Annotated in this window: 18 protein-coding genes; 13 read left to right on the top strand and 5 right to left on the bottom strand. The window is 58.0% G+C overall.

Going from position 1 to position 20,497, the window contains the following annotated elements:
• The first annotated feature begins 84 nt into the window (after nucleotides 1-84).
• Nucleotides 85-684 carry a DUF1007 family protein gene (locus ACR0L3_RS13650; protein WP_480746288.1) on the top strand — a complete coding sequence of 200 codons (600 nt, stop codon included), beginning with the start codon at nucleotides 85-87 and terminating at the stop codon, nucleotides 682-684.
• A complete protein-coding gene (locus ACR0L3_RS13645; protein ID WP_480746287.1) occupies nucleotides 669-1,598 on the top strand; it encodes a nickel/cobalt transporter in 930 nt (309 codons plus the stop codon). The genes ACR0L3_RS13650 and ACR0L3_RS13645 overlap by 16 nt, the downstream gene beginning before the upstream one ends.
• Here ACR0L3_RS13645 and truA read toward each other — a convergent pair.
• Nucleotides 1,595-2,362, bottom strand: coding sequence for a tRNA pseudouridine(38-40) synthase TruA (gene truA / locus ACR0L3_RS13640; RefSeq protein WP_480746286.1), 768 nt, complete (start codon nucleotides 2,360-2,362; stop codon nucleotides 1,595-1,597). The genes ACR0L3_RS13645 and truA overlap by 4 nt on opposite strands.
• Nucleotides 2,363-2,469: 107 nt before the next feature.
• Between truA and ACR0L3_RS13635 the strand changes: the two genes are divergently transcribed.
• From ACR0L3_RS13635 to ACR0L3_RS13590, 10 genes are all read left to right on the top strand, one after another.
• The gene (locus tag ACR0L3_RS13635) at nucleotides 2,470-3,882 is read left to right on the top strand and encodes a YcjX family GTP-binding protein (RefSeq protein WP_480746285.1); all 1,413 of its coding nucleotides are present in this window, start codon (nucleotides 2,470-2,472) and stop codon (nucleotides 3,880-3,882) included.
• Nucleotides 3,879-4,334 carry an N-acetyltransferase family protein gene (locus ACR0L3_RS13630; protein WP_480746283.1) on the top strand — a complete coding sequence of 152 codons (456 nt, stop codon included), beginning with the start codon at nucleotides 3,879-3,881 and terminating at the stop codon, nucleotides 4,332-4,334. The genes ACR0L3_RS13635 and ACR0L3_RS13630 overlap by 4 nt, the downstream gene beginning before the upstream one ends.
• Nucleotides 4,327-5,316, top strand: coding sequence for a YcjF family protein (locus tag ACR0L3_RS13625; RefSeq protein ID WP_480746282.1), 990 nt, complete (start codon nucleotides 4,327-4,329; stop codon nucleotides 5,314-5,316). Before ACR0L3_RS13630 ends, ACR0L3_RS13625 begins: the two co-directional genes overlap by 8 nt.
• Nucleotides 5,317-5,370: 54 nt before the next feature.
• Entirely contained in the window at nucleotides 5,371-6,081 is a 711-nt protein-coding gene (locus ACR0L3_RS13620) for a VIT1/CCC1 transporter family protein (RefSeq protein WP_480746281.1), read from the top strand.
• Between the two features lie 117 nt (nucleotides 6,082-6,198).
• Nucleotides 6,199-7,482 carry an SDR family oxidoreductase gene (locus ACR0L3_RS13615; RefSeq protein WP_480746280.1) on the top strand — a complete coding sequence of 428 codons (1,284 nt, stop codon included), beginning with the start codon at nucleotides 6,199-6,201 and terminating at the stop codon, nucleotides 7,480-7,482.
• Nucleotides 7,482-7,976, top strand: coding sequence for a DUF2269 family protein (locus ACR0L3_RS13610; RefSeq protein WP_480746397.1), 495 nt, complete (start codon nucleotides 7,482-7,484; stop codon nucleotides 7,974-7,976). The genes ACR0L3_RS13615 and ACR0L3_RS13610 overlap by 1 nt, the downstream gene beginning before the upstream one ends.
• Before the next feature lie 81 nt (nucleotides 7,977-8,057).
• Complete coding sequence (locus ACR0L3_RS13605; protein WP_480746279.1) at nucleotides 8,058-10,757, top strand: DUF2339 domain-containing protein; 2,700 nt, start codon at nucleotides 8,058-8,060, stop codon at nucleotides 10,755-10,757.
• Nucleotides 10,758-10,921: 164 nt separating this feature from the next.
• Nucleotides 10,922-13,834 carry an isoleucine--tRNA ligase gene (gene ileS / locus ACR0L3_RS13600; protein ID WP_480746278.1) on the top strand — a complete coding sequence of 971 codons (2,913 nt, stop codon included), beginning with the start codon at nucleotides 10,922-10,924 and terminating at the stop codon, nucleotides 13,832-13,834.
• 81 nt (nucleotides 13,835-13,915) lie between these two features.
• Nucleotides 13,916-14,371 carry a methylated-DNA--[protein]-cysteine S-methyltransferase gene (locus tag ACR0L3_RS13595; protein WP_480746277.1) on the top strand — a complete coding sequence of 152 codons (456 nt, stop codon included), beginning with the start codon at nucleotides 13,916-13,918 and terminating at the stop codon, nucleotides 14,369-14,371.
• 76 nt (nucleotides 14,372-14,447) lie between these two features.
• Nucleotides 14,448-14,915 carry a hypothetical protein gene (locus ACR0L3_RS13590; protein WP_480746276.1) on the top strand — a complete coding sequence of 156 codons (468 nt, stop codon included), beginning with the start codon at nucleotides 14,448-14,450 and terminating at the stop codon, nucleotides 14,913-14,915.
• Here the strand turns inward: ACR0L3_RS13590 and ACR0L3_RS13585 are convergent.
• The 4 genes from ACR0L3_RS13585 to fsa all read right to left on the bottom strand — a co-directional run bounded on the left by ACR0L3_RS13585 (nucleotide 14,900) and on the right by fsa (nucleotide 18,171).
• Nucleotides 14,900-15,613 (bottom strand): CDP-alcohol phosphatidyltransferase family protein, encoded by a 714-nt coding sequence (locus ACR0L3_RS13585; RefSeq protein WP_480746275.1) that lies wholly within the window; start codon nucleotides 15,611-15,613, stop codon nucleotides 14,900-14,902. The two genes, ACR0L3_RS13590 and ACR0L3_RS13585, sit on opposite strands and share 16 nt — an antisense overlap.
• An 82-nt stretch (nucleotides 15,614-15,695) precedes the next feature.
• Nucleotides 15,696-16,616: a tyrosine recombinase XerC gene (locus ACR0L3_RS13580; protein ID WP_480746274.1), complete on the bottom strand. Its 921-nt coding sequence runs from the start codon at nucleotides 16,614-16,616 to the stop codon at nucleotides 15,696-15,698.
• On the bottom strand, nucleotides 16,613-17,320 hold the full coding sequence (locus tag ACR0L3_RS13575) for a DUF484 family protein (RefSeq protein ID WP_480746273.1): 708 nt from the start codon (nucleotides 17,318-17,320) through the stop codon (nucleotides 16,613-16,615). The genes ACR0L3_RS13580 and ACR0L3_RS13575 overlap by 4 nt, the downstream gene beginning before the upstream one ends.
• Before the next feature lie 197 nt (nucleotides 17,321-17,517).
• Nucleotides 17,518-18,171 carry a fructose-6-phosphate aldolase gene (fsa, locus tag ACR0L3_RS13570; RefSeq protein WP_480746272.1) on the bottom strand — a complete coding sequence of 218 codons (654 nt, stop codon included), beginning with the start codon at nucleotides 18,169-18,171 and terminating at the stop codon, nucleotides 17,518-17,520.
• Nucleotides 18,172-18,261: 90 nt separating this feature from the next.
• On the opposite strand from fsa, the gene ACR0L3_RS13565 reads away from it, so the two are divergent.
• Entirely contained in the window at nucleotides 18,262-20,457 is a 2,196-nt protein-coding gene (locus ACR0L3_RS13565; protein WP_480746271.1) for a primosomal protein N', read from the top strand.
• Nucleotides 20,458-20,497: the final 40 nt, after the last annotated feature.

Genomic DNA, 20,497 nt, shown 5'->3' with positions numbered 1-20,497 from the left:
GTTGCGGGTTGTCAGCCTTAGCCCTATCTTTCGTCTATGCGCCGGATAGTAACCCTTCTGATATGTTGCCTGCCGATCCCCGTCTTGGCACACCCGCATGTCTTTATCGACACCGGGTTGGAGTTCATGGTGGACGATTCCGGCCAATTGACTCATGTACGGGTGACTTGGGCCTATGATGAGTTCTACTCGCTGCTGGTCCTTGAGGATATGAAACTTGATCAGGATGCAGATGGTGTTTTGACCGAAAGTGAAAAGCAGTATTTGTCGGGTTTCGATGCGCAATGGGTTGAAGGGTACAATGGTGATCTTGTCGTTTTTGCGGATGGCGTGCCAATTACGCTATCTGGCCCGTTGGAGCCTGCAGCAACGACCGAGGATGGGCGCGTCGTGACCTCTCATCTGCGTGCGGTCGAAGGGGGTGCGGTGCCCGCATCGTCACTTACTGCGAAGGCCTATGATGAAAGTTACTATACGGCTTACGAATTGAACCGCCCTGTCACAGTGTCGGGCCCCGTAACCTGCCAGATCGATCGGATCGATCCCGATATTGACGGGCAATTGGCCCAGATGCAGGCATTTCTGCTAACACTGGACGCTAACTACGACCTTGAGGAAAATGATATTCCGCTTGTCGGAGAAAGCTTTGCGACCGAGATTTTCGTTTCATGTCCAAATACTTGATTATTCCGATCGCTATAGCCATCGGCGTGCTGCTGTGGTTTTGGGGCAGCGGTGGCTTTGAAAACTTGGCCGCTTGGGCGGCTGGTGAACAGCGTGATTTTCAGAACCAAATCGCACGCGCCTTGCGGGCAGCACGGGCTGAAAAGCCCGAGGCGGTCGCGACGCTGTTGACTGTATGCTTTGCCTATGGGTTTTTTCACGCCATCGGCCCCGGCCACGGAAAGGTTTTGATTGGCGGATATGGCTTGGGTCGCAGTGTCGCGTTTTGGCGCTTGTCTGCGATAAGTGTGCTGTCAAGTTTGGGGCAGGCAGTGACGGCGATTGTATTGGTTTACACCGGAATTCTGGTCTTTCAGATGTCGCGCGAAAGCCTTGTTGGAACGACCGAACAGGTCATGGCGCCGATTAGCTATGGCGCAATCGCTGCGATTGGCTTGTGGTTGGTTTTTCGGGCTGTCCGCAGCTTTGCCCGGCGGCATCGCAGCGAAACCGAACATCACCACCATCATGATCACCACCGCCATCACGATCACGATGGCCACGCAGTATGTTCTGATTGCGGACATCGCCACGGCCCCACTGCAGAAGAGGTTGCCCAGGTTGGTAGCTTGCGCGAGGCCTTGCTACTGATCGCAGGTATTGCCGCTCGTCCCTGCACAGGGGCGCTTTTTGTCCTAATTCTGACTTGGCAGATGGGTATTGCTATGGTTGGCATCGCAGGCGCGTTTGCGATGTCGTTGGGAACCGCGATGATAACAACCCTTGTCGGTTGGACATCGTTTGGCCTTCGCGGAGGATTGCTGGCTTCGGCGTCGGCCACACGATTTGCAGCGGTGCTTGCCCCGACCATAGAACTGGTGGCTGGATTGATAATCGCGGTGATCGCCAGCGGTTTGTTGATGCGCGCGATCTAGTCGAAAACCGGGTCTGGATAACCGACCCGTGCCAGATAAAGACCCTGCGGTGGGCATACCGGTCCGCATGCTGAGCGGTCGGCCGCTTCCAACGCGTCGCGCACATCGTCAGGCGACCATGCGCCAGCGCCAACACGTTCCAAAGTACCCACGAAACTTCGTACCTGATTGTGAAGGAATGAGCGCGCGCGCACGTGGAAATGGATCTCGGGTCCGGAAAATCCCTGAACCTGTTCTACGCGTAATTCGTCTAGTGTTTTAACAGGGCTGGCAGCCTGACAGATAGACGAGCGGAAGGTTGTAAAATCATGCCTTCCGATCAGCATGTCCGCCCCGGCCTGCATGGCACTGACGTCTAAGCGATGATTGATCTGCCAAACTTGCCCGGCCTCATGGGTCGCTGGCGCGCGGCGCATAAGGATGCGGAACAGATACTGCCGTTCTAATGCTGAAAACCGGGCATGCCAGTCATCATCGACCCGTGCTGCTTTGACAATGGCCACTGGTTGCGGCTTTAGGTGATAGTTCAACGCCTCGGACAGGCGGAAGGGATCCCATTCCTTGATCAAATCGCAATGGGCAACCTGACCAAGCGCGTGAACGCCTGCATCGGTTCGGCCAGCGGCGGCGATGGTGTGATCTCCGGGTTGAATGCGCGACATGGCCTGTTCGATTGCGCCCTGCACGGAAGGTAATTCTTTTTGCCGTTGCCATCCGGCAAACGGCTTCCCCTGGTATTCGACTTTTAGCGCGTATCTAGGCATGACCCGCTCGTAACCCGCTGCGCGAAAGGGGGCAAGGGCGGGAAAGCTCTGGCATGTATGGCGACCTCTACCTATCTTGAGCGAAACGATAAAAGCGGGGCGACGGTTTGGTCATCTCATCACTGGCAGACAGTCTTGTGCGCGGCGTCGAATCCGTGGGCGACCGCGTGTCAGAAACACTTTTCGAGCCAGTCATACGTCTGGGCGTTACAGGATTGGCGCGGTCGGGTAAGACGGTGTTCATTACCTCCTTGGTCGCGAACCTGTTGGACCGGGGGCGGATGCCTGGTTTGGTCGCTCAACAAGAGGGTCGGATCAATTCGGTCTACCTACAGCCGCAGCCCGACGACACGGTGCCGCGCTTTGACTATGAAAACCATTTGGCCGCCTTGACCGGCGCAAAGCCACACTGGCCGGACAGCACGCGCGCCGTGTCGGAATTGCGTTTGTCTTTCAAAGCGCGTCCGGCAGGGTTGCTAGCGGGTCTGCAGGGACCGCGGACGGTTCATCTGGATATCGTGGATTATCCGGGCGAATGGTTGCTGGACCTGGCGCTGTTGGAAAAATCTTATGAGGCTTGGTCCGCTGAGACTCTGGAACGCATCGCCGGACGTGCCGAGGCCGCCGCGTTTCTTCACTTGGCCAACACGAGCGATCCGGTTGAAACGCATGACGAACCCAAGGCGCAAACCCTTGCTAAGGAATTTGCATCTTATCTCGGCGCTGCGCGCGATGCCGGGTTCTATGACTGCACGCCGGGAAGATTCCTGCTGCCGGGAGATCTGGCGGGATCACCGGTTTTAACCTTCGCGCCACTGAACGTGGAGGGGCACGCGCCCCGGCGCAGCTTGCACCGCGAAATGGCGCGACGGTACGAGGCCTATAAATCGCAGGTCGTAAAGCCGTTCTTTCGGGACCATTTCGCCCGGATCGACCGGCAGGTGGTTCTGGTTGACGCGCTGGGCGCGATCCATAAGGGGCCACAAGCGGTCGAGGATATGCGCCGCGCGATGGCCGATATCCTTTCGGCCTTCCGGCCCGGGCGCAATGCGTGGCTCAGTCAATTGCTGTTGGGCAAAAGGGTCGAACGTATCTTGTTCGCCGCCACCAAGGCCGATCACTTGCACCATACACAACACCCGCGTCTGACGCATATCATGGAGGCGTTAACGCGCGATGCTCGCGACCGTGCCAGCTTTGCAGGGGCCGAGACGGCGGCGCTATCGTTGGCTGCTCTGCGAGCAACGACCGAGGAGTTGCGGACGCATAATGGCGCTGAGTTACCTTGTGTGAGGGGCACCTTGCTTGATGGTAAACAGGCGGCGTTTTACCCCGGTGACCTGCCGGATGACCCATCCCATTTACTGGGTCCGGCGCGGAACGGGGCAGAGAGCTGGCTGAATGACGATTTCGGTTTCATGGCGTTCGCGCCTGCCCATCTGACACTGCGCCCGGGCGACGGCCCGCCCCACATCCGTTTGGACCGGGCAGCGCAATTCCTGATCGGAGATCGCTTGTGACCGTAATTTTCCGTCCCGCCCGCAGCACGGATGCCGGTGCGGCTGGCCAAATTTTACATGGGTTTTCCCGTGAAAACGAATGGATGCCCGAACTACACTCATGCGCAGAAACCATCGCGTTTTGCGGGCGGATGATTGATCAGGACTGGGTGACCGTTGCCGAAGCCGATTTCGGTGTTGTTGGATTTCTGGCGATGAATGGCGATGACATACACTCGCTATATCTAACCCCTGACGCGCGCGGACAAGGGATCGGTGAGCGATTGCTGGCACAAGCCAAATCACGTCGTGCGAAGCTGTCTTTGTTCACTTTTCAAGCCAACCAGCGTGCGCGCCGGTTTTATGAACGCAACGGATTTTCCGAGGTCGCCCGCAGCGATGGGGCGCGAAATGATGAGAACTTGCCCGACATTGAATATGTCTGGCATCGGGAAGGAGCTGTCGATGGCTAAAGGTCCTGTCCTGATTGATCTTGACGCGGAAGAGCCCGCAGCCGACGTGGCAAATGCCCCTCCGGTTCCAGATATTGCGCAGCCACAAGGGCAAGCGATGCAGACTGCAGCGCGGCTTGCAACCCGAAAGCCATCAACCCTGTCGCGTTGGTTCTGGGGGTTGGCGTTTGCGGTGATCGGTGCCGTGGTCTCAGTTGCCGCGTGGGATTTTGTCACTTCTTTGCTAATGCGCGCGCCAATATTGGGGTGGATTGTGACTGGCCTGATGGGGGCGCTTGTTCTGGTCGCGTTGATCATCGCGGTTCGGGAATTGGCTGCCATTGGCAGGTTGTCGCGCGTTGACGGAATGCGCCGCGCGGCGGACGCCGCCCTGGCGGAGGGGGAACTCGCCCAAGCTCGTGCGGTGACAAACCGTCTGATCGCCTTTTACAAAGGGCGCGATGAAACCCAATGGGGCCGCGACCGCTTGGCCGAACGGATGGGAGAGCAATTCGACGCATCGACGTTGTTAACCTTGGTCGAGGATGAGCTGCTGGCCCCGTTAGACGCGGCTGCCAGCCGCGAGGTCGAGGCCGCCGCGCGTCAGGTAGCGACCGTGACTGCGTTGGTTCCATTGGCCTTGGCGGATGTAGCAACGGCGCTTGCGACTTCGTTGCGGATGATCCGCCGTGTGGCCGAGATCTACGGTGGTCGCGCGGGCTTTCTGGGCAGTTGGCGGCTGACCCGCGCGGTCTTTGTGCACCTAGTGGCAACCGGGGCTGTGGCCGTGGGCGATGATCTTTTGGAACCGGTTCTGGGCGGTTCGGTTCTGAGCAAACTTTCGCGCCGCTTCGGTGAAGGTCTGGTAAATGGTGCACTGAGCGCGCGGGTCGGAGTGGCTGCGATGGAGGTCTGTCGCCCCTTGCCGTTCTCAGACCGGCACAAACCCTCAACCCGCGGTATGATTAAGCGCGCGCTCAGCGGGTTGTTTGCGAAAACTTGACCTGACGCAAAGTTTTTCGATCTGCTGGCTGGCATAAAAACGTCGGAGCCAGCCATGACCGATCACGGACACAGCCAGCAGGAAATTGCCGCACGGATCAATGCGCCTCCGGGGCGCGGAGTGCTGCGGGACATTGTTTACGGCGGCATCGACGGGTCGGTCACCACTTTCGCCATTGTGGCTGGGGTTGCTGGGGCCGGGCTTTCGCCATTTATTATTGTAGCGCTCGGGCTGGCCAATGTGTTGGCCGACGGGTTTTCGATGGCGGCGGGAAACTACTCGGGGACCAAGGCCGAATTGGACAATATCCGCCGGATTCGCGCCATCGAGGAACGCCACATAACTCAATACCCGGACGGAGAACGGCGCGAGGTACGTGAGATTTTGGCGCAGAAAGGGCTGTCAGGTCGTGTGCTTGAGGACGCCACAGATGCTATCACGGCCAACAATGAAAACTGGATAAACCTGATGATCGAGGGCGAATACGGACTGGGCAGCGTCGATCCACATCCAATCAAGGCCGCAACTGCGACGTTTCTCGCCTTTCTCGTGGCCGGATTGGTGCCGTTGTTGCCATTCCTGTTGTCGCTTGATCGGGCCTTTGCAATTTCGGCTGGGATGACCATGGGTGTTTTCTTCGCCATCGGGGCTTTCAAAAGCCGCTGGTCGTTGTCTCCGTGGTGGCGATCTGGCGGAGAGACTTTGGTGATTGGCGGTGCTGCGGCTCTGATTGCGTATCTTGTCGGCTCTCTTTTCCATCCTTAACGGCCGAGATTGTCGCAGGCTGCGACAATAGGCTGGTCAAAGATCGATGGCGCGTTAGGCTGGGACGGAAAGCTTAAACAGATTGTCCGTACATTGCGCTTAGAAAGCAAAAATATATTGGTTTTAGGAGCTTATGGCTTTATCGGTTCCGCCGTTTCGCGGTCGCTGTGGGCCAACGGAGCGCAGGTCTCAGGCTTAGGTCGCAGCAAGAAAACGGCGGCTCAGGTTTTGCCAAGTGTGTTGTTTGTGCCAGGCGACATGCGCACCCTTTTGCAGCCTGAAGATTGGGATGCCGTGCTCACAGGCATAGATTGTGTCGTCAATTGTGCAGGAGCGTTACAGGATGGTCCAGCCGACGACCTTGAGGCCGTTCACCACACTGCCATAGCAGCCTTAGGGACGGCTTGTGCTGCAAAGAACATTGCCATTGTCCAAGTATCGGCCATTGGCGCCGAAGCCGATGCCGATACGGACTTCATGAAGACGAAGGCAGCGGGTGATCAAGCGTTGCGCGCGTGTGGAGCGCCACTTTGGATCCTTAAGCCCGGTTTAGTTATTGGGCAGTCAGACTATGGCGGAACTGCTTTGCTGCGAATGCTAGCGGCTATGCCAATCGTGCAGCCCGTCGCGTATTCGCAAGCGCCGGTTCAATGTGTAGGAATGCAAGACGTCTGTGATGCCGTCGTAGAAGTCATTGCCGGAAACATCGCGGAAGGTACCTATGATCTTGTCGAGGATTCGCCTGCACCACTGTCCGACGTACTGGCAGAAACACGTCGCTGGTTGGGGTTTCCAGCAGCACGGATGACAGTGAACATTCCTGTTTGGGCGGCGCGTCTGATTTCGCACTCTGCGGACGCACTAGGTCGTTTAGGGTGGCGCTCGTCCTTGCGTAGTAACGCAATGAACATCATGGCTGGCGGAGTCGTTGGAAACCCAGAAATCTATCGTGCCGCGACAGGCCGGTCTATGGCACCCTTGCGCCAAGTATATGCAGAACTGGCCAGTTCGCGTGAACATCGGCTAAGCGCGCGTATGTCCCTGTTGATGCCGCTGGTCGTGGGCGTTTTGAGCCTGTTCTGGCTACTGTCCGGCGTGTTCGGGCTTCTTGGCCTATCTCAGGCCACGCAGGTCCTGACGAACGCTGGTTGGGGCACTGTGCATACCACGTTGAGCGTTGCCTTTTGGTCGGTGGTGGACGTCGCGCTTGGACTTGCCATTCTCTGGCGTCCGTGGGCTGCACGCGTATGCTTGGTTCAATTTGGTGTCGCGATGGTTTACCTTATTGCAGCAAGCGTTACGGTTCCCGCCTTGTGGTTGGACCCACTTGGCCCTCTCACAAAAATCTTACCGGCGATGGTCCTATCGCTTGTGGCCTGGCCGATGTTGCAGAAACGATGATGGATCCCGACCTGATCCTTCGATGGTTGCACGTTATCGGAGCTTGCGTCTTGCTTGGAACCGGTGCCGGCATTGCGTTTTTTATGCTCGTCGCGCATCACACGGGGGACGCCCGGTTCATCGCTCAGACGGCGGGGACCGTGGTGCTAGCAGACCTGGTATTCACGACAACAGCGGTCATAGCGCAGCCAATAACCGGAGGCTTGCTGGCTTGGCGGCTGGGTTGGCCGCTTACCGAGGGGTGGCTTCTGGCTTCGCTGTTTTTGTATGTGATAACTGGTTTGTTCTGGTTGCCGGTTGTGTGGATACAAGTTCAGATGCGCAACCTGGCACGAATGGCGGCTGAGAATGCCGAACCACTGCCGTACTCCTATAATCGGCTTTTCCGCATCTGGTTCACATGCGGTATTCCAGCCTTTGTGGCAGTGTTGGCCATTGTCTGGTTGATGATCGCGCGCCCGGATTTTGATTGGACTTTGCCATTTGGGAAATAATCCCCGAATTCTCTGGGATTTCTGACTGTTGCACAGCGTTCACCTCGGGTAGCCTGACACGGCAACCACTCGGAGAGCCACTTGGAATCCTTGCTTGTTCTTGTCGGATTGATCGTGTTGGCCATTCCGGTGGCCATCATTGTTTTATTGGTCAGCCATGCACGTCTACGCAGGCGCGTTGAGCAATTGGAAAAGCAAATTCTATCGGTAGCAGAGGGTGCGGTTGAAACAGCCCCCACGGCGACGCGCCCGGAGCCGCGTAAACCCACCGAAAAGCCGGAAGAGACGACAAAGGCTGCACCTTGGAGCGCCGCGAAAGCAAAACCAGCCGAGCCTGCTGATGAAAGTACACCGACAGCTGCCGTGGTATTCCGTGAAGAACGATTTGCGGCTTTGACAGACTGGCTGCGCGAGAATTGGTTCTATGCTGTTTCGGCCCTGTCACTCGCTCTGGCAGGCATATTCCTGGTGCAGTACGGAGTGGAAAACGGTTTGCTGCCTCCGTCCGCCCGAGTAATTGGGGCTTTGCTTTTTGGCGCAGCACTCATCGTCGTCGGCGAGGTCATCAGGCGTAAATACGGCGACGACGAATCCTCGGCCACGGCATATCTGCCTTCTGTGTTTTCCGGGGCAGGGTTGGTTACCCTGTTCGGAGGTATTCTGGCCGCGCGACAGCTATATGATCTGATCGGCCCCGAAGCTGCGTTGGCCGCAATGGTCCTTTTGGCCTTGGTGGGACTTGTGCTGGGCTGGTTTCACGGCCCCTTACTGGCCGCGGTTGGTTTGATCGGAGCGTTTGCAGCTCCGTTTGTCGTCGGGGGCACATCGGAAAATCCTGCCTGGCTCTACACCTATTTCTTCGTGATCACGGTGTTAGGGCTCGGAATCGACACAGTGCGGCGCTGGGCATGGATTTCGGTTTTAACCTTGTTTGGCGCCTATTCCGCCTGCCTACTGCTGGTGTTGTCCTCGCCATCGACCGAGGCCGCGTATTTGATTTGCGTTATGGCTCTGGCAGTGGTTGCCATTGCTATTCCCGTCCGTCGAATCTGGCCGGATCACGGCGGATCGATGGTAACTTCAATCATCTGGCGCAAAACGGGGGATGCCTGGCCGGAATTTCCAACACGCGTGGCCTTTGCCGCAGTTGCCGCCAGTACCGCGATCGTTGCGGTGCATTGGGCGGACAGTTCTGATGAATTCTGGTTGGGCGTTGCTCTGCTGTCAGGGCTGACGCTGGGGTTTATGCTGTGGGGCCAGCGGGCCGAAGCCCTTCAGGATGCGATTGTGCTGCCTGCGCTGGGCCTTGTTTGGTTCGTTTTGATGCATGGTTGGGACAACGGTATCGTTCTGCGCGTATTTTCCGAAACCTATGCAGAAACGCCCGAAGCGGACTACCCCTGGGTGGTTTCAATTCTGACGGCATTGGGCGCGGTGATTTCTATCACTGCTGCTTGGCGATCAATGCGCGCGCAGACTTACGCCGCGATCTGGGCCGGAGCAGCGGCTGTTTTCGCGCCTGTACTTGCCATCGCGCTTGAGATCGGATGGCACCCGGCAGTGGTCATTGGGGCTTACCCGTGGGCGCTGCACGCCGTCGCTCTGGGCGTTCTGATGGTTGTCTTCGCTGAGCGGTTTGCGCGTGTCGATGGAGACAGTCGTATACGTCCGGCATTGGCCGCTCTGTCTGCGCTGTCCTGCCTTTCTTTCGCCTGCATCATCGTTCTGAGTTCGGCAGCCCTGACCATCGCCCTGGTTGTGATGGTCGTAATAGCGGCCGCACTGGACCGAAAATTTACTCTGCCTCCAATGAGCTGGTTCATCTGGGTCGGGGTGTTCACCGTAACGGTACGATTGGTATTGAATCCGGGTTTAGACTGGGCAAGCACCGCTCCAGTGATCGAGATGGCGTTGGTTTACGCAGCGGCCACCATTGGTTTCCTGGCGGGTTGGTTGCTGATCAGACCAATGGATCGTCCTGTTGCAGCGCTGTTACTTGAAAGCGCTGTCTGGGCGACCGGAGGTATATTGCTGTCCTTGCTGTTGGAGCGTTGGCTTCAAAGCTTTGGTGAAGGCAATGCCACCAACAGCCACTGGGGGCTTGGGCTGCTGGCTGTCATCTGGCTGTTGCTTGCTTTTGCGCAAGTTCAGCGCTTCGAACTTGGCGGAAAGCTCAACTATGTTCGCTACTTGCTGGCTGCGTTCTTTGCCGGGCACGGCCTGCTGCGCTTGGCTCAGGCTTTGACGGACGCAAACCCGGTGCTGAGTACAGTTGCACCGCCGGTTTTGGGGCCACCGGTGTTGAATACATTGGCCGTGGCTTATCTGCTTCCAGCTCTGGTCATCGGTTTCTCAAACTGGCGGATCTACGCAACCCCGCTTTGGCTAAGGCGTGCCAGTTGGGGGCTGAGCGGCCTGTTGGCGGCGGTCTGGCTTGGCCTGGTGATCCGTCATTTTTGGCAGGGCGCTGGCGGCATGTACGAAGGCAACGGCGTAAGCCAGCCTGAGCTTTATACCTATACAATGGCGCTGTTGGTTATCGGTGCGGCGCTGTTCTATCAGTCTTTGGCGCGCCGGTCTGACCTGATGCGCAAGGCGGGGCTGGTGGTGATCGGGCTGGCTGTGGCCAAGGTGTTTCTGATCGATATTGCAGGGTTGGGCGGGTTGATCCGAGTGTTCTCATTGTTGGCGCTGGGCCTCGCACTCGCCGGGCTTGCATGGCTGAACCGCTGGGCCAAGCTGCGCCATTCGCCGCAGGACCCGGAACCTCTGGACCATTAGGCGCGGGCATCCTATAAGCGCGGCCATGTATGACCGGATGGCCATCATTATTCGAATTATAACCCCGGCGCTCTGACCTTCTGAGACGCCGGGCAAAGGTGTTTGAGACTTCGCACCGACCGCTTCGATCCTAGTACGACCAGATCATCCAAAGGACGCCCCCAATGTGCGCCGACACGATCCAGACACCTGATTACAAAGACACGCTGAACCTGCCTAAAACCGAATTCCCCATGCGCGCCGGCTTGCCCAAGCGCGAGCCCGCATGGCTGGAACGCTGGGAAACTATCGGTGTCTATGACCGCCTGCGCGAAAAAGAAGGCCGTACGCCCTTTACGCTGCACGATGGCCCTCCGTACGCGAACGGCCACCTGCATATCGGCCACGCGCTGAACAAGACCATCAAGGACATGATCGTGCGGTCCCATCAGATGATGGGGTTTGACGCGCGCTATGTGCCCGGCTGGGACTGCCACGGCCTGCCCATCGAATGGAAGATCGAAGAACAGTACCGCAAGAAGGGCAAGAACAAGGATGAGGTGAACGTTGTCGATTTCCGCCAGGAATGCCGCAAGTTCGCCGAGGGTTGGATCGACATCCAGCGCGAAGAGTTCAAGCGCCTGGGCATCACCGGCAACTGGGCCGATCCCTACATTACCATGGACTATCACGCCGAGGCCGTGATCGCTGACGAGTTCATGAAGTTCCTGATGAACGGCACGCTGTATCAGGGGTCCAAGCCCGTGATGTGGTCGCCCATCGAAAAAACTGCACTGGCCGAGGCCGAGGTGGAGTATCACGACAAGGAAAGCTTCACCATCTGGGTGAAGTTCAAGGTCGTGAATGCGGGTGATCTGGATGATGCGTTTGTCGTGATCTGGACGACGACTCCGTGGACCATGCCGTCGAACAAGGCGGTCGTGTACGGCAAGGACATCTCCTACGGCCTATACGAAGTCACCGGCGCGCCCGAGGAATGCTGGGCCAGTGTAGGCGACAAGTTCCTGCTGGCCGACAACCTGGCTGCCGATGTGCTGGGCCGCGCCCGTCTGAACGACGACCAGTGGACCCGCGTCCGCGACGTGACCGCCGATGAACTGGAAGGTGTCCAACTGACCCACCCGCTGGCCGGGGCCGAGGGCGGCAATGGCGAATGGGATGACATCCGCGACTTCCGCGCGGCTGAGTTTGTGACAGATACCGAAGGCACCGGTTTCGTCCACTGTGCGCCGTCGCATGGTATGGAAGAATTTGAACTCTACCGCGATCTTGGCATGCTTGAGCAGGTCATCACCTACAATGTGATGGATGACGGCTCGTTCCGCGCTGATCTGCCGTTTTTTGGCGGCAAATACATCCTGTCCCGCAAGGGCGGTGAGGGTGATGCGAACAAGGCCGTTATCGACAAGCTGGCCGAGGTCGGCGGGCTGCTGGCACGTGGCAAGATCAAGCACAGCTATCCGCATTCGTGGCGCTCGAAAGCTCCGATCATCTATCGCAATACGCCGCAGTGGTTTGCCTCGGTCGACCGCAAGCTGGATGACGGCATGGGCGAGATGGGCGACACCATCCGCGAACGCGCCCTGCGCTCGATCGACGAGCTGGTGAAATGGACGCCGCAAACTGGTCGCAACCGACTTTTTTCTATGATCGAAGCGCGCCCGGACTGGGTTCTGTCGCGTCAGCGTGCCTGGGGCGTGCCGCTAACCTGCTTCACCAAGAAAGGCGCTCTGCCCACCGACGCGGATTATCTGTTGCGCAATGAAGAACTCAATGCTCGCATCAAGACAGCGTTCGAGAAAGACGGCGCGGATATCTGGTACACCGACGGGTTCAAAGAGCAGGTGCTGGACGGCATCGCCAATCCCGAGGACTACGATCAGGTCTTCGACGTTCTGGACGTGTGGTTCGACTCCGGTTCGACCCATGCCTTCGTTCTGCGCGACCGTGAGGACGGCACCGAGGACGGGATCGCCGATGTCTACATGGAAGGCACCGACCAGCACCGCGGGTGGTTCCATTCCTCGATGCTGCAGGCCTGCGGCACCAAGGGTCGCGCGCCGTATCGGAACGTTGTGACCCACGGATTCACGCTGGACGCCAAGGGCAACAAGATGTCGAAATCGCTGGGCAACACCATCGTGCCGGAAGAGGTCGTCAAGCAATACGGCGCCGATATCCTGCGCCTTTGGGTGGCTCAGACCGATTACACCGCTGACCAGCGGATCGGGCCGGAAATCCTGAAAGGCACCGCGGACAGCTATCGCCGTCTACGCAATACCATGCGGTTCATGCTGGGATCATTGGCTGATTTCACCGAGGCCGACCGCGTCGCGCCCGAGGATATGCCGCGTCTGGAACGCTGGGTGCTCAGTCGTTTGGCCGAGCTGGATGAGCAGGTGCGCAAGGGCTATGCCGCGTTCGATTTCCAAGGCGTGTTCAGTGCCGTGTTCACCTTTGCAACGGTCGATCTGTCGTCCTTCTACTTCGACGTCCGAAAGGATGCGCTGTACTGCGACGGTGACAACTTGCGCCGCCGCGCAGCGCGCACCGTGCTGGATATCTTGTTCCACCGCCTGACCACATGGCTGGCACCGGTTCTGGTCTTCACCATGGAAGAGGTTTGGCTGGAACGCTTCCCTGGCGATGACAGCTCGGTTCATCTGGTGGACTTCCCCGAAACACCCGCCGAATGGCGCAACGCAGAACTTGAGGCGGGCATGGCCAAAATCCGTCGCGTGCGCCGGGCCGTGACTGCGGCCTTGGAAATCCAGCGTCAGGACAAGGTGATCGGTTCCAGCCTCGAAGCGGCCCCGATTGTGCATGTCGAAGATGGCGATACCCGCGATCTGCTGGCGACATTCGACGTAGACGACATGTGCATCACGTCCGGCCTTACTGTCACGGGCGACCCGGCCCCGGCCGAGGCATTCCGCGTACCGGAAATTGAAGGTGTCGCGGTGGTGTTCGAAAAGGCCGAAGGTGCAAAGTGCCAACGGTGCTGGAAAATCTTGCCGGATGTGGGTCTTCATGCGCATCCCGGCGTTTGCGGGCGTTGTAACGACGCTCTCGGCTAACCATTGAACCCCCCGGTCGTCAGTCCGGGGGTTTTTCATTCACCGCTTGCACTGGTTTCAGCGATCTGAAACGCTGTACTTATGCCGATGATCGCTGTTGAAACCCAATTTGGTCGCCTTGGTGTCGAAGAGACTGAAGGCGCCATCACGCGCCTGGTGTGGAATGGAAAAACCGCAGGGCCGATAACGCCATTGTTGCAAGAGGCCGCTGCGCAGTTGATGGCCTATGATCAAGGGCGTCTGGAACGGTTCGACCTGCCATATCACGTGGCCGGATCCGAATTTCAGCGCCAAGTCTGCGATCTGATGTTTGCCATTCCGTTGGGCGAAACCCGTACTTATGGCGACATCGCTAAAGAACTTGGCCAACCACCCCAGCCTGTTGGCCAAGCGTGTGGTGCCAACCCGATCCCCGTGATCATACCTTGCCATCGGGTACTCGCTGCCAACGGTTTAGGGGGCTTCTCTGGTGATGGCGGGGTCGAGACCAAAGTTGCTCTGTTACGCCATGAAAGGGCGGCGGGACTGCTGATCTGAAAGTTGGAAATCTGTTGCAATCCCGCTGGTTGCGGCCCAATTTGTATCAGATAGAGAATTCAAAGGACCGAATTGCATGACCGCCCAAACTGACCAGGCCACCCGCAAAAAGGCCATTATCGACCGACTGATGTCTCTGGAAGAGCAGGAATTGGCGACCGCACAAGCGCATTACGACGCGTTTTTGAAGGATTCTCAACTGGATGACCGGGAAGGGCATGACAAGGATGACATCGCCGCCTCGCGTGAGAATGCAGATCTGGCGGCGGCTTTTGACGCCCCCGTTCATGCGCATCATGCCAAGATTGACGTAATCGAAAATACGGATTTCAGCGTTACAGATACAGTGCAGCCCGGCGCCGTAGTCAAGTTCAATAATCGTCGGTTCGTAGTGTGTGTGTCGACGACGCGGTTTGATGTGGATGGTAAAACTTATATGGGCATCTCAACCCAAAGCCCGATCTACCTGGCTATGGTCGGCCTTCAAGAGGGTGATGTATTCACCCATAACAGTACCGAGTTCGAAGTTCAGGAAGTCTTGTAGTCCGCTCTTTTGCGCTGCGGAATGATTTGCTGCGCTATTCCTGCGAACACGAGGTAAAGGCTGGTTATGACCAGACCCCAGTGCGCCCAGCTTTCCGGATGGAAATCAACCCACGCGGACCAGCCAGCAAAGAAAGTCCATGCGAACGCGACCGGCAACGAGACCGAACGCCATCTTTCCGTACGGACCGGGTGAATGAATTTAAGCGGTAAGAACATTGCCAGCGACAGGACAGAAACCAGCAGTAAGATAACCCAAAAATTGGGCTCTAACGCGAAAACGACAATAACGAACATATTCCAGCATCCGGGAAAGCCAGAGAAGGAATTGTCCTTTGTTTTCATGCGAGTGTCGGCGAAGTACATCGCGCTGGCAAAGGTAATCACGATGATCGCGAACCAGCCGGTCCAGCCATCCATCAATCCGGATTTGAATAGCGCAAAGGCTGGGATGAAGACATATGTCAGATAATCAATGATCAGATCCAAAAGCACCCCGTCAAACTCGGGCGCGTTTTTCTTGACGTGGTAGTGCCGCGCCAGAGGACCGTCGATTCCGTCCACGATAAACGAGACCACCAGCCACAGATACATCAGGCTCCATTTTTCCTCGACTGCGGCCAGCATAGCCAACATGGCAAAAACGGCGCCGGTCGCGGTGAACAGATGGACGGAAAGTGCTTTGAATCTGAGTGTCATACAGGTGTCATGGACGATGCGTTCGGCAGATGCAAACCAAAAGCCGGACTTCGGTGAATGCCTGACGCCACGATGCAGTGCGTCAGGCCTTGGGGTGGGCGTGGTTGTAAACTTCCATCAGCCGCGCAGTATCAACGGCTGTATAGGTCTGAGTGGTTGAAAGTGAAGCGTGACCAAGCAGTTCCTGAATCGCGCGCAGATCTCCTCCGGCGGATAAAAGGTGGGTCGCGAAACTGTGCCGCATAGCGTGGGGCGTGGCCGTCGCGGGTAGGCCGAGTTGCATGCGGGCTTTGGACATTACGTCCTGAATTGCGCGGGGGTTCAGTTGGCCGCCGCGCACGCCCCTAAACAAGGCCTTATCATTCGCTTGTGGGTGCGGGCAAAGCTGAATGTAACGGTCCACCGCTGTGCGGGCTGCGGGTAGAACGGGAACAATTCGTTCCTTGTTGCCTTTTCCGACAATACGCAAGGTCGCAGGCAGTGGTGCGTCTTTTCCCGTCAATGAGAGCGCCTCGGATATGCGCAGCCCACAGCCATAGAGTAGGGTGACAACAGCCAAATCACGTGCTGCGACCCAATTGTTGGACGATTGTAATTCGACCGTGTCGATCATGGCGCGCGCGGCGTCCTCGGCCAGAGGGCGGGGTAGTTTCTTGGTGAATTTCGGTGCGCGAGTGGACAGGACAGCAGTCGGTTCGAACCCCTCACGTTCGGACAGCCAGCGGTAGAAGCTTTTGACAGCCGACAGCTTGCGGGCGAGGGAACGTGCGCCGACACCTGCGGCACGCTGATCAGCCATCCAAGCACGCATGTCAGATACAGTGATCCGTGCCAAAGCAGCCAAACCCTGCCTTTCGCTGTGGTGCAGGGTCATGAAGGAAAGGAAATCGGTGACGTCGCCGCGATAAGCGGTCTGTGTGTTTGCAGATCGTCCGGCTAGTGCCCCCAGACTGTCCAGCCAATGCTGCAGCGCATCTCGGCAAGCTGGGGAAATCAGGCTCACGACAGCCAGTGGCGCATCGAGCGTTCGAACACGCCACCAAAAAACGACAGCAGATCAGTTCCCAGCTGCGGGGTAAAATGATTGGCGTCTTTTGCACCCATGACGATCATGCCGGGCAGGCGGCCCTCGCCGAAATTCAATCTCAGGCACGCTTCGGACTGGAGTTGGCTGGCTATTGCCCCGAATATCCGGGGGCTCGGGTTTGGCATCTGACGCAGGACGACCTCTCGCGGGGGGCCTCCGCGGTCTTGGGTGAGGTAAGCGTCAATCGCGCCCGGTTCGACGACAGTCAACACACCGCCAAGTTTTTCGATAGCAGGGTCTTCCTGTATGGCCGTGGTTTCCAGAACCAGCGTTATGTGGTCGACGCGCAAAATCTCAGCGACTTCGTTGCCGAGTGTACTCAGGAACTCTTCGAACTCGGCCGGCTCCAACAGGCGCAGTATCGCGCGGTGTACCTGATTGGTGCCTGCGAGGTTTTCATAAGCCGCTGCGATAACCGAGCGGTGCGTATCTTCGAGCCGGTCCAGCCGTGCTTCAAGCCTTTGCATCGCAATACCGCGCAGGTCGACGACGTTGTCACCACGCGCTTGTTCGTTGGCTGTCACCAGCGCCTGCATCAGATCCTTGTCGTCCAGAACTGCGTCCGGTTCAGCCAGAATCGCGGCGCGGAGGTTATCCTTGAGTTTGGTATTGCTGCTCATGTCCCGTCCGGTCTTTTTTTGTTGAGCGGCTTATAACACGGCACGCCGGATTTGCCTTGGAAAAAATACAGGCAAAAGTAGAAATCGCTTGGGAATGTGTCGGAAAGGCTCCCGCCTGCGGCAACCCGATCAAAAGATCAGGTTTCACAGTTGGGCCGGGCGCGGCACCTGATGATGCCGCGCGGTTGCGTAAAAGCTTACAGGATTTTCTGGCCAGTTTTGGCCCAGTCGGCCAAGAAAGTTTCCAAACCTTTGTCGGTCAAAGGGTGATCAGCCAGTTTCTTGATCACGCCCGGAGGGGCGGTGATCACGTCCGCGCCAATACGAGCACTGTCGGTTACGTGGTTTACGGTTCGGATCGAAGCGGCCAAAATCTCGGTCTCAAACCCGTAGTTGTCATAAACCTGACGGATGTCCGCGATCAGTTCCATGCCATCCATATTGATGTCATCGAGGCGACCGATGAAGGGGGAAATGAAGGTTGCGCCTGCTTTGGCGGCCAAAATGGCCTGATTGGTCGAAAAGCACAGGGTTACGTTGACCATCTGACCTTCGTCCGAAAGCGTCTTACACGTTTTTAGGCCAGCCCATGTCAGCGGTACCTTAACGGCAATGTTCGGAGCGATCTTTGCCAGCTTGCGGCCTTCGGCGATCATATCATCGGCTTCGGTGGCAACAACCTCGGCAGAAACAGGGCCTTCGACCAGATCACAGATCTCTTTGGTCACTTCCAGAATGTCGCGACCCGATTTCAGGATCAGCGAGGGGTTGGTGGTCACACCGTCCACCATGCCCAGATCGTTCAGTTCGGCGATGGCATCGATCTCGGCTGTGTCTACGAAGAATTTCATGAGGGCAGTCCTTTGATGGGTTGGCCTTAGTCGCGGATGCCTTTACCTCAAAGAGACCCATGCTGAAACCCCCCGGCCCAAGGATATGTGGTGAGCACACAGGAGTATTTTGACCAAGGAGAGTTGGTGGCGGTTCTGACCGCGCAGCCTTTGGACCGGACTTTGGACTACAAAGCGCCCGAAGGTGGCTGTTTTCTTGGGGCGTTTGTCGAGGTGCCGTTGGGACCGCGCAAGGTGCTGGGCGTGGTTTGGGGACCGGGGCAAGGTGGCTTTGACCTTGCCAAGGCCCGGTCGGTGATCCGGGTGCTTGAGGTCGCGCCGATGCGCGAAGAGATGCGGGTGTTTTTGGGTAAGGTGGCTGACTACACGCTGACACCCATGCCTGCGATGCTTCGGCTGGCCACCCGCGCGCCGGGGTTGGGTGACCCGCCGTCGATGCGCAAGATTTACCGCCTGGGAAACGGCGAACCGGATCGGATGACCGATGCCCGGACGCGTGTGCTGGAGGTGTTGCGTGACTATGGGGGTCTGGCTTTCACACTGAAAGAGCTGGCCGAGCAGGCAGGGGTGACCTCCTCGGTTGTTAAAGGGTTGGTCAAACAGGGTGCCGTGCGCGAGGAGGACAGTCCCCGTGATTTGCCCTATCCGCATCTGGACCCGGACCTGCCGGGAAAAGAACTGACCGAGGATCAGGCAGAGGCCGTCGCGAAACTGCGAGCCGGTCAGCGAACGGGCGATTATGGCACGACGCTGCTGAAGGGCGTCACCGGGTCAGGCAAGACCGAAGTCTATCTGGAAGCCGTGGCCGAGGCGTTGCGCATGGGGCGGCAGGCGCTGGTACTGTTGCCCGAGATCGCATTGACCGCCGAATTTCTGACTCGGGTAGAGGCACGGTTCGGCGCGCGGCCAGCGGAATGGCATTCCGGCGCAACCATGACCGAACGCCGTCGTGTTTGGCGAATGGTCGGGCAGGGAGATGCGCAGCTGGTCGTGGGTGCGCGTTCAGCATTGTTCTTGCCCTTCCGAGACCTAGGGTTGGTAGTGGTCGATGAAGAACACGACACTTCTTACAAGCAAGAGGACGGGGTACATTACAGCGCCCGTGACATGGCGGTTCTGCGGTCTGCGATTTGTGGCGCACGGGTGATATTGGCCAGTGCGACGCCCTCTCTGGAAAGCTGGGCCAATGCCGAGGCTGGGAAATACGATCGCCTCGACCTGACCGCCCGCTTTGGCGCGGCAGTGCTGCCCGAAATGAAGCCCATCGATATGCGGGCTGAGCAGTTGCAGCCCGGGACGTGGATTTCACCGTCGATGCGGCAGGCAGTCCGGCAGCGGATCGAGCGGGGCGAGCAGTCATTGCTGTTCATAAACCGTCGTGGTTATGCGCCCGTGACGTTGTGCCGGGCTTGTGGAGAGCAAATCGCCTGTGACCATTGCGATGCACGGATGGTCGAGCACCGGTTTCTGAAACGTTTGATGTGCCACCAATGTGGTGAGACTAAGCCGATGCCCGATGCCTGCCCCTCATGCGGGGTCGAGGGTAAGCTGGCACCGGTTGGGCCGGGAATCGAACGCTTGGCGGAAGAGGCAGAGGCGGCTTTCCCAGAGGCCAGGATTGCAATGCTTAGTTCGGATTTGTTCGGATCCGCGCGCGCATTGAAAGCCAAGATCGAAGAGATTGCCCAAGGTGATGCGGATATTATCATCGGTACGCAGCTCGTAGCCAAGGGGCATAATTTTCCCAAGCTTACGTTGGTGGGGGTAATTGATGCCGATCTCAGTCTGCATGGTGCAGATTTGCGTGCGGCTGAGCGGACGTTTCAACTGATGCGGCAAGTCGCGGGGCGGGCCGGCCGCGCGAACAAGCCGGGTCAGGCGTTATTGCAGACTTTCCAGCCTGAGCATCCCGTTATTCGGGCAATTCTGTCGGGCGATGAAGAGGGGTTCTGGAAAGCCGAGGCTGCAGGGCGGCAAGCCGCCGGAGTGCCACCCTATGGCCGGATGGCCGGTATTGTTCTGTCGGGGCCCGAAGTCGGTCCGGTTTTCGACATTGGCAACGCGATGGCACGAAATGACGCGCCACTGCGGGACGTGGGCGCACAAGTGTTCGGTCCGGCCCCCGCGCCAATCGCACGGATACGCGGGCGTCACCGGGTGCGCTTGTTGGTCAAGGCACCCAAGGGCGCCCCTATTCAGGACGCAATCGCACGTTGGATCGCACCGCTGCGCTTGAAAGGCGATATTCGCATTACTGTCGATATCGACCCACAGAGTTTCTACTGACCTCTACATTGGCGCACGTCAGTTGTGCGTTAACCCTCTC

The organism is Ruegeria sp. CK1 (assembly GCF_056536545.1).
The sequence above is the reverse complement of the archived record's forward strand: the minus strand, read 5'-3'. Positions and strand labels throughout refer to the sequence as shown.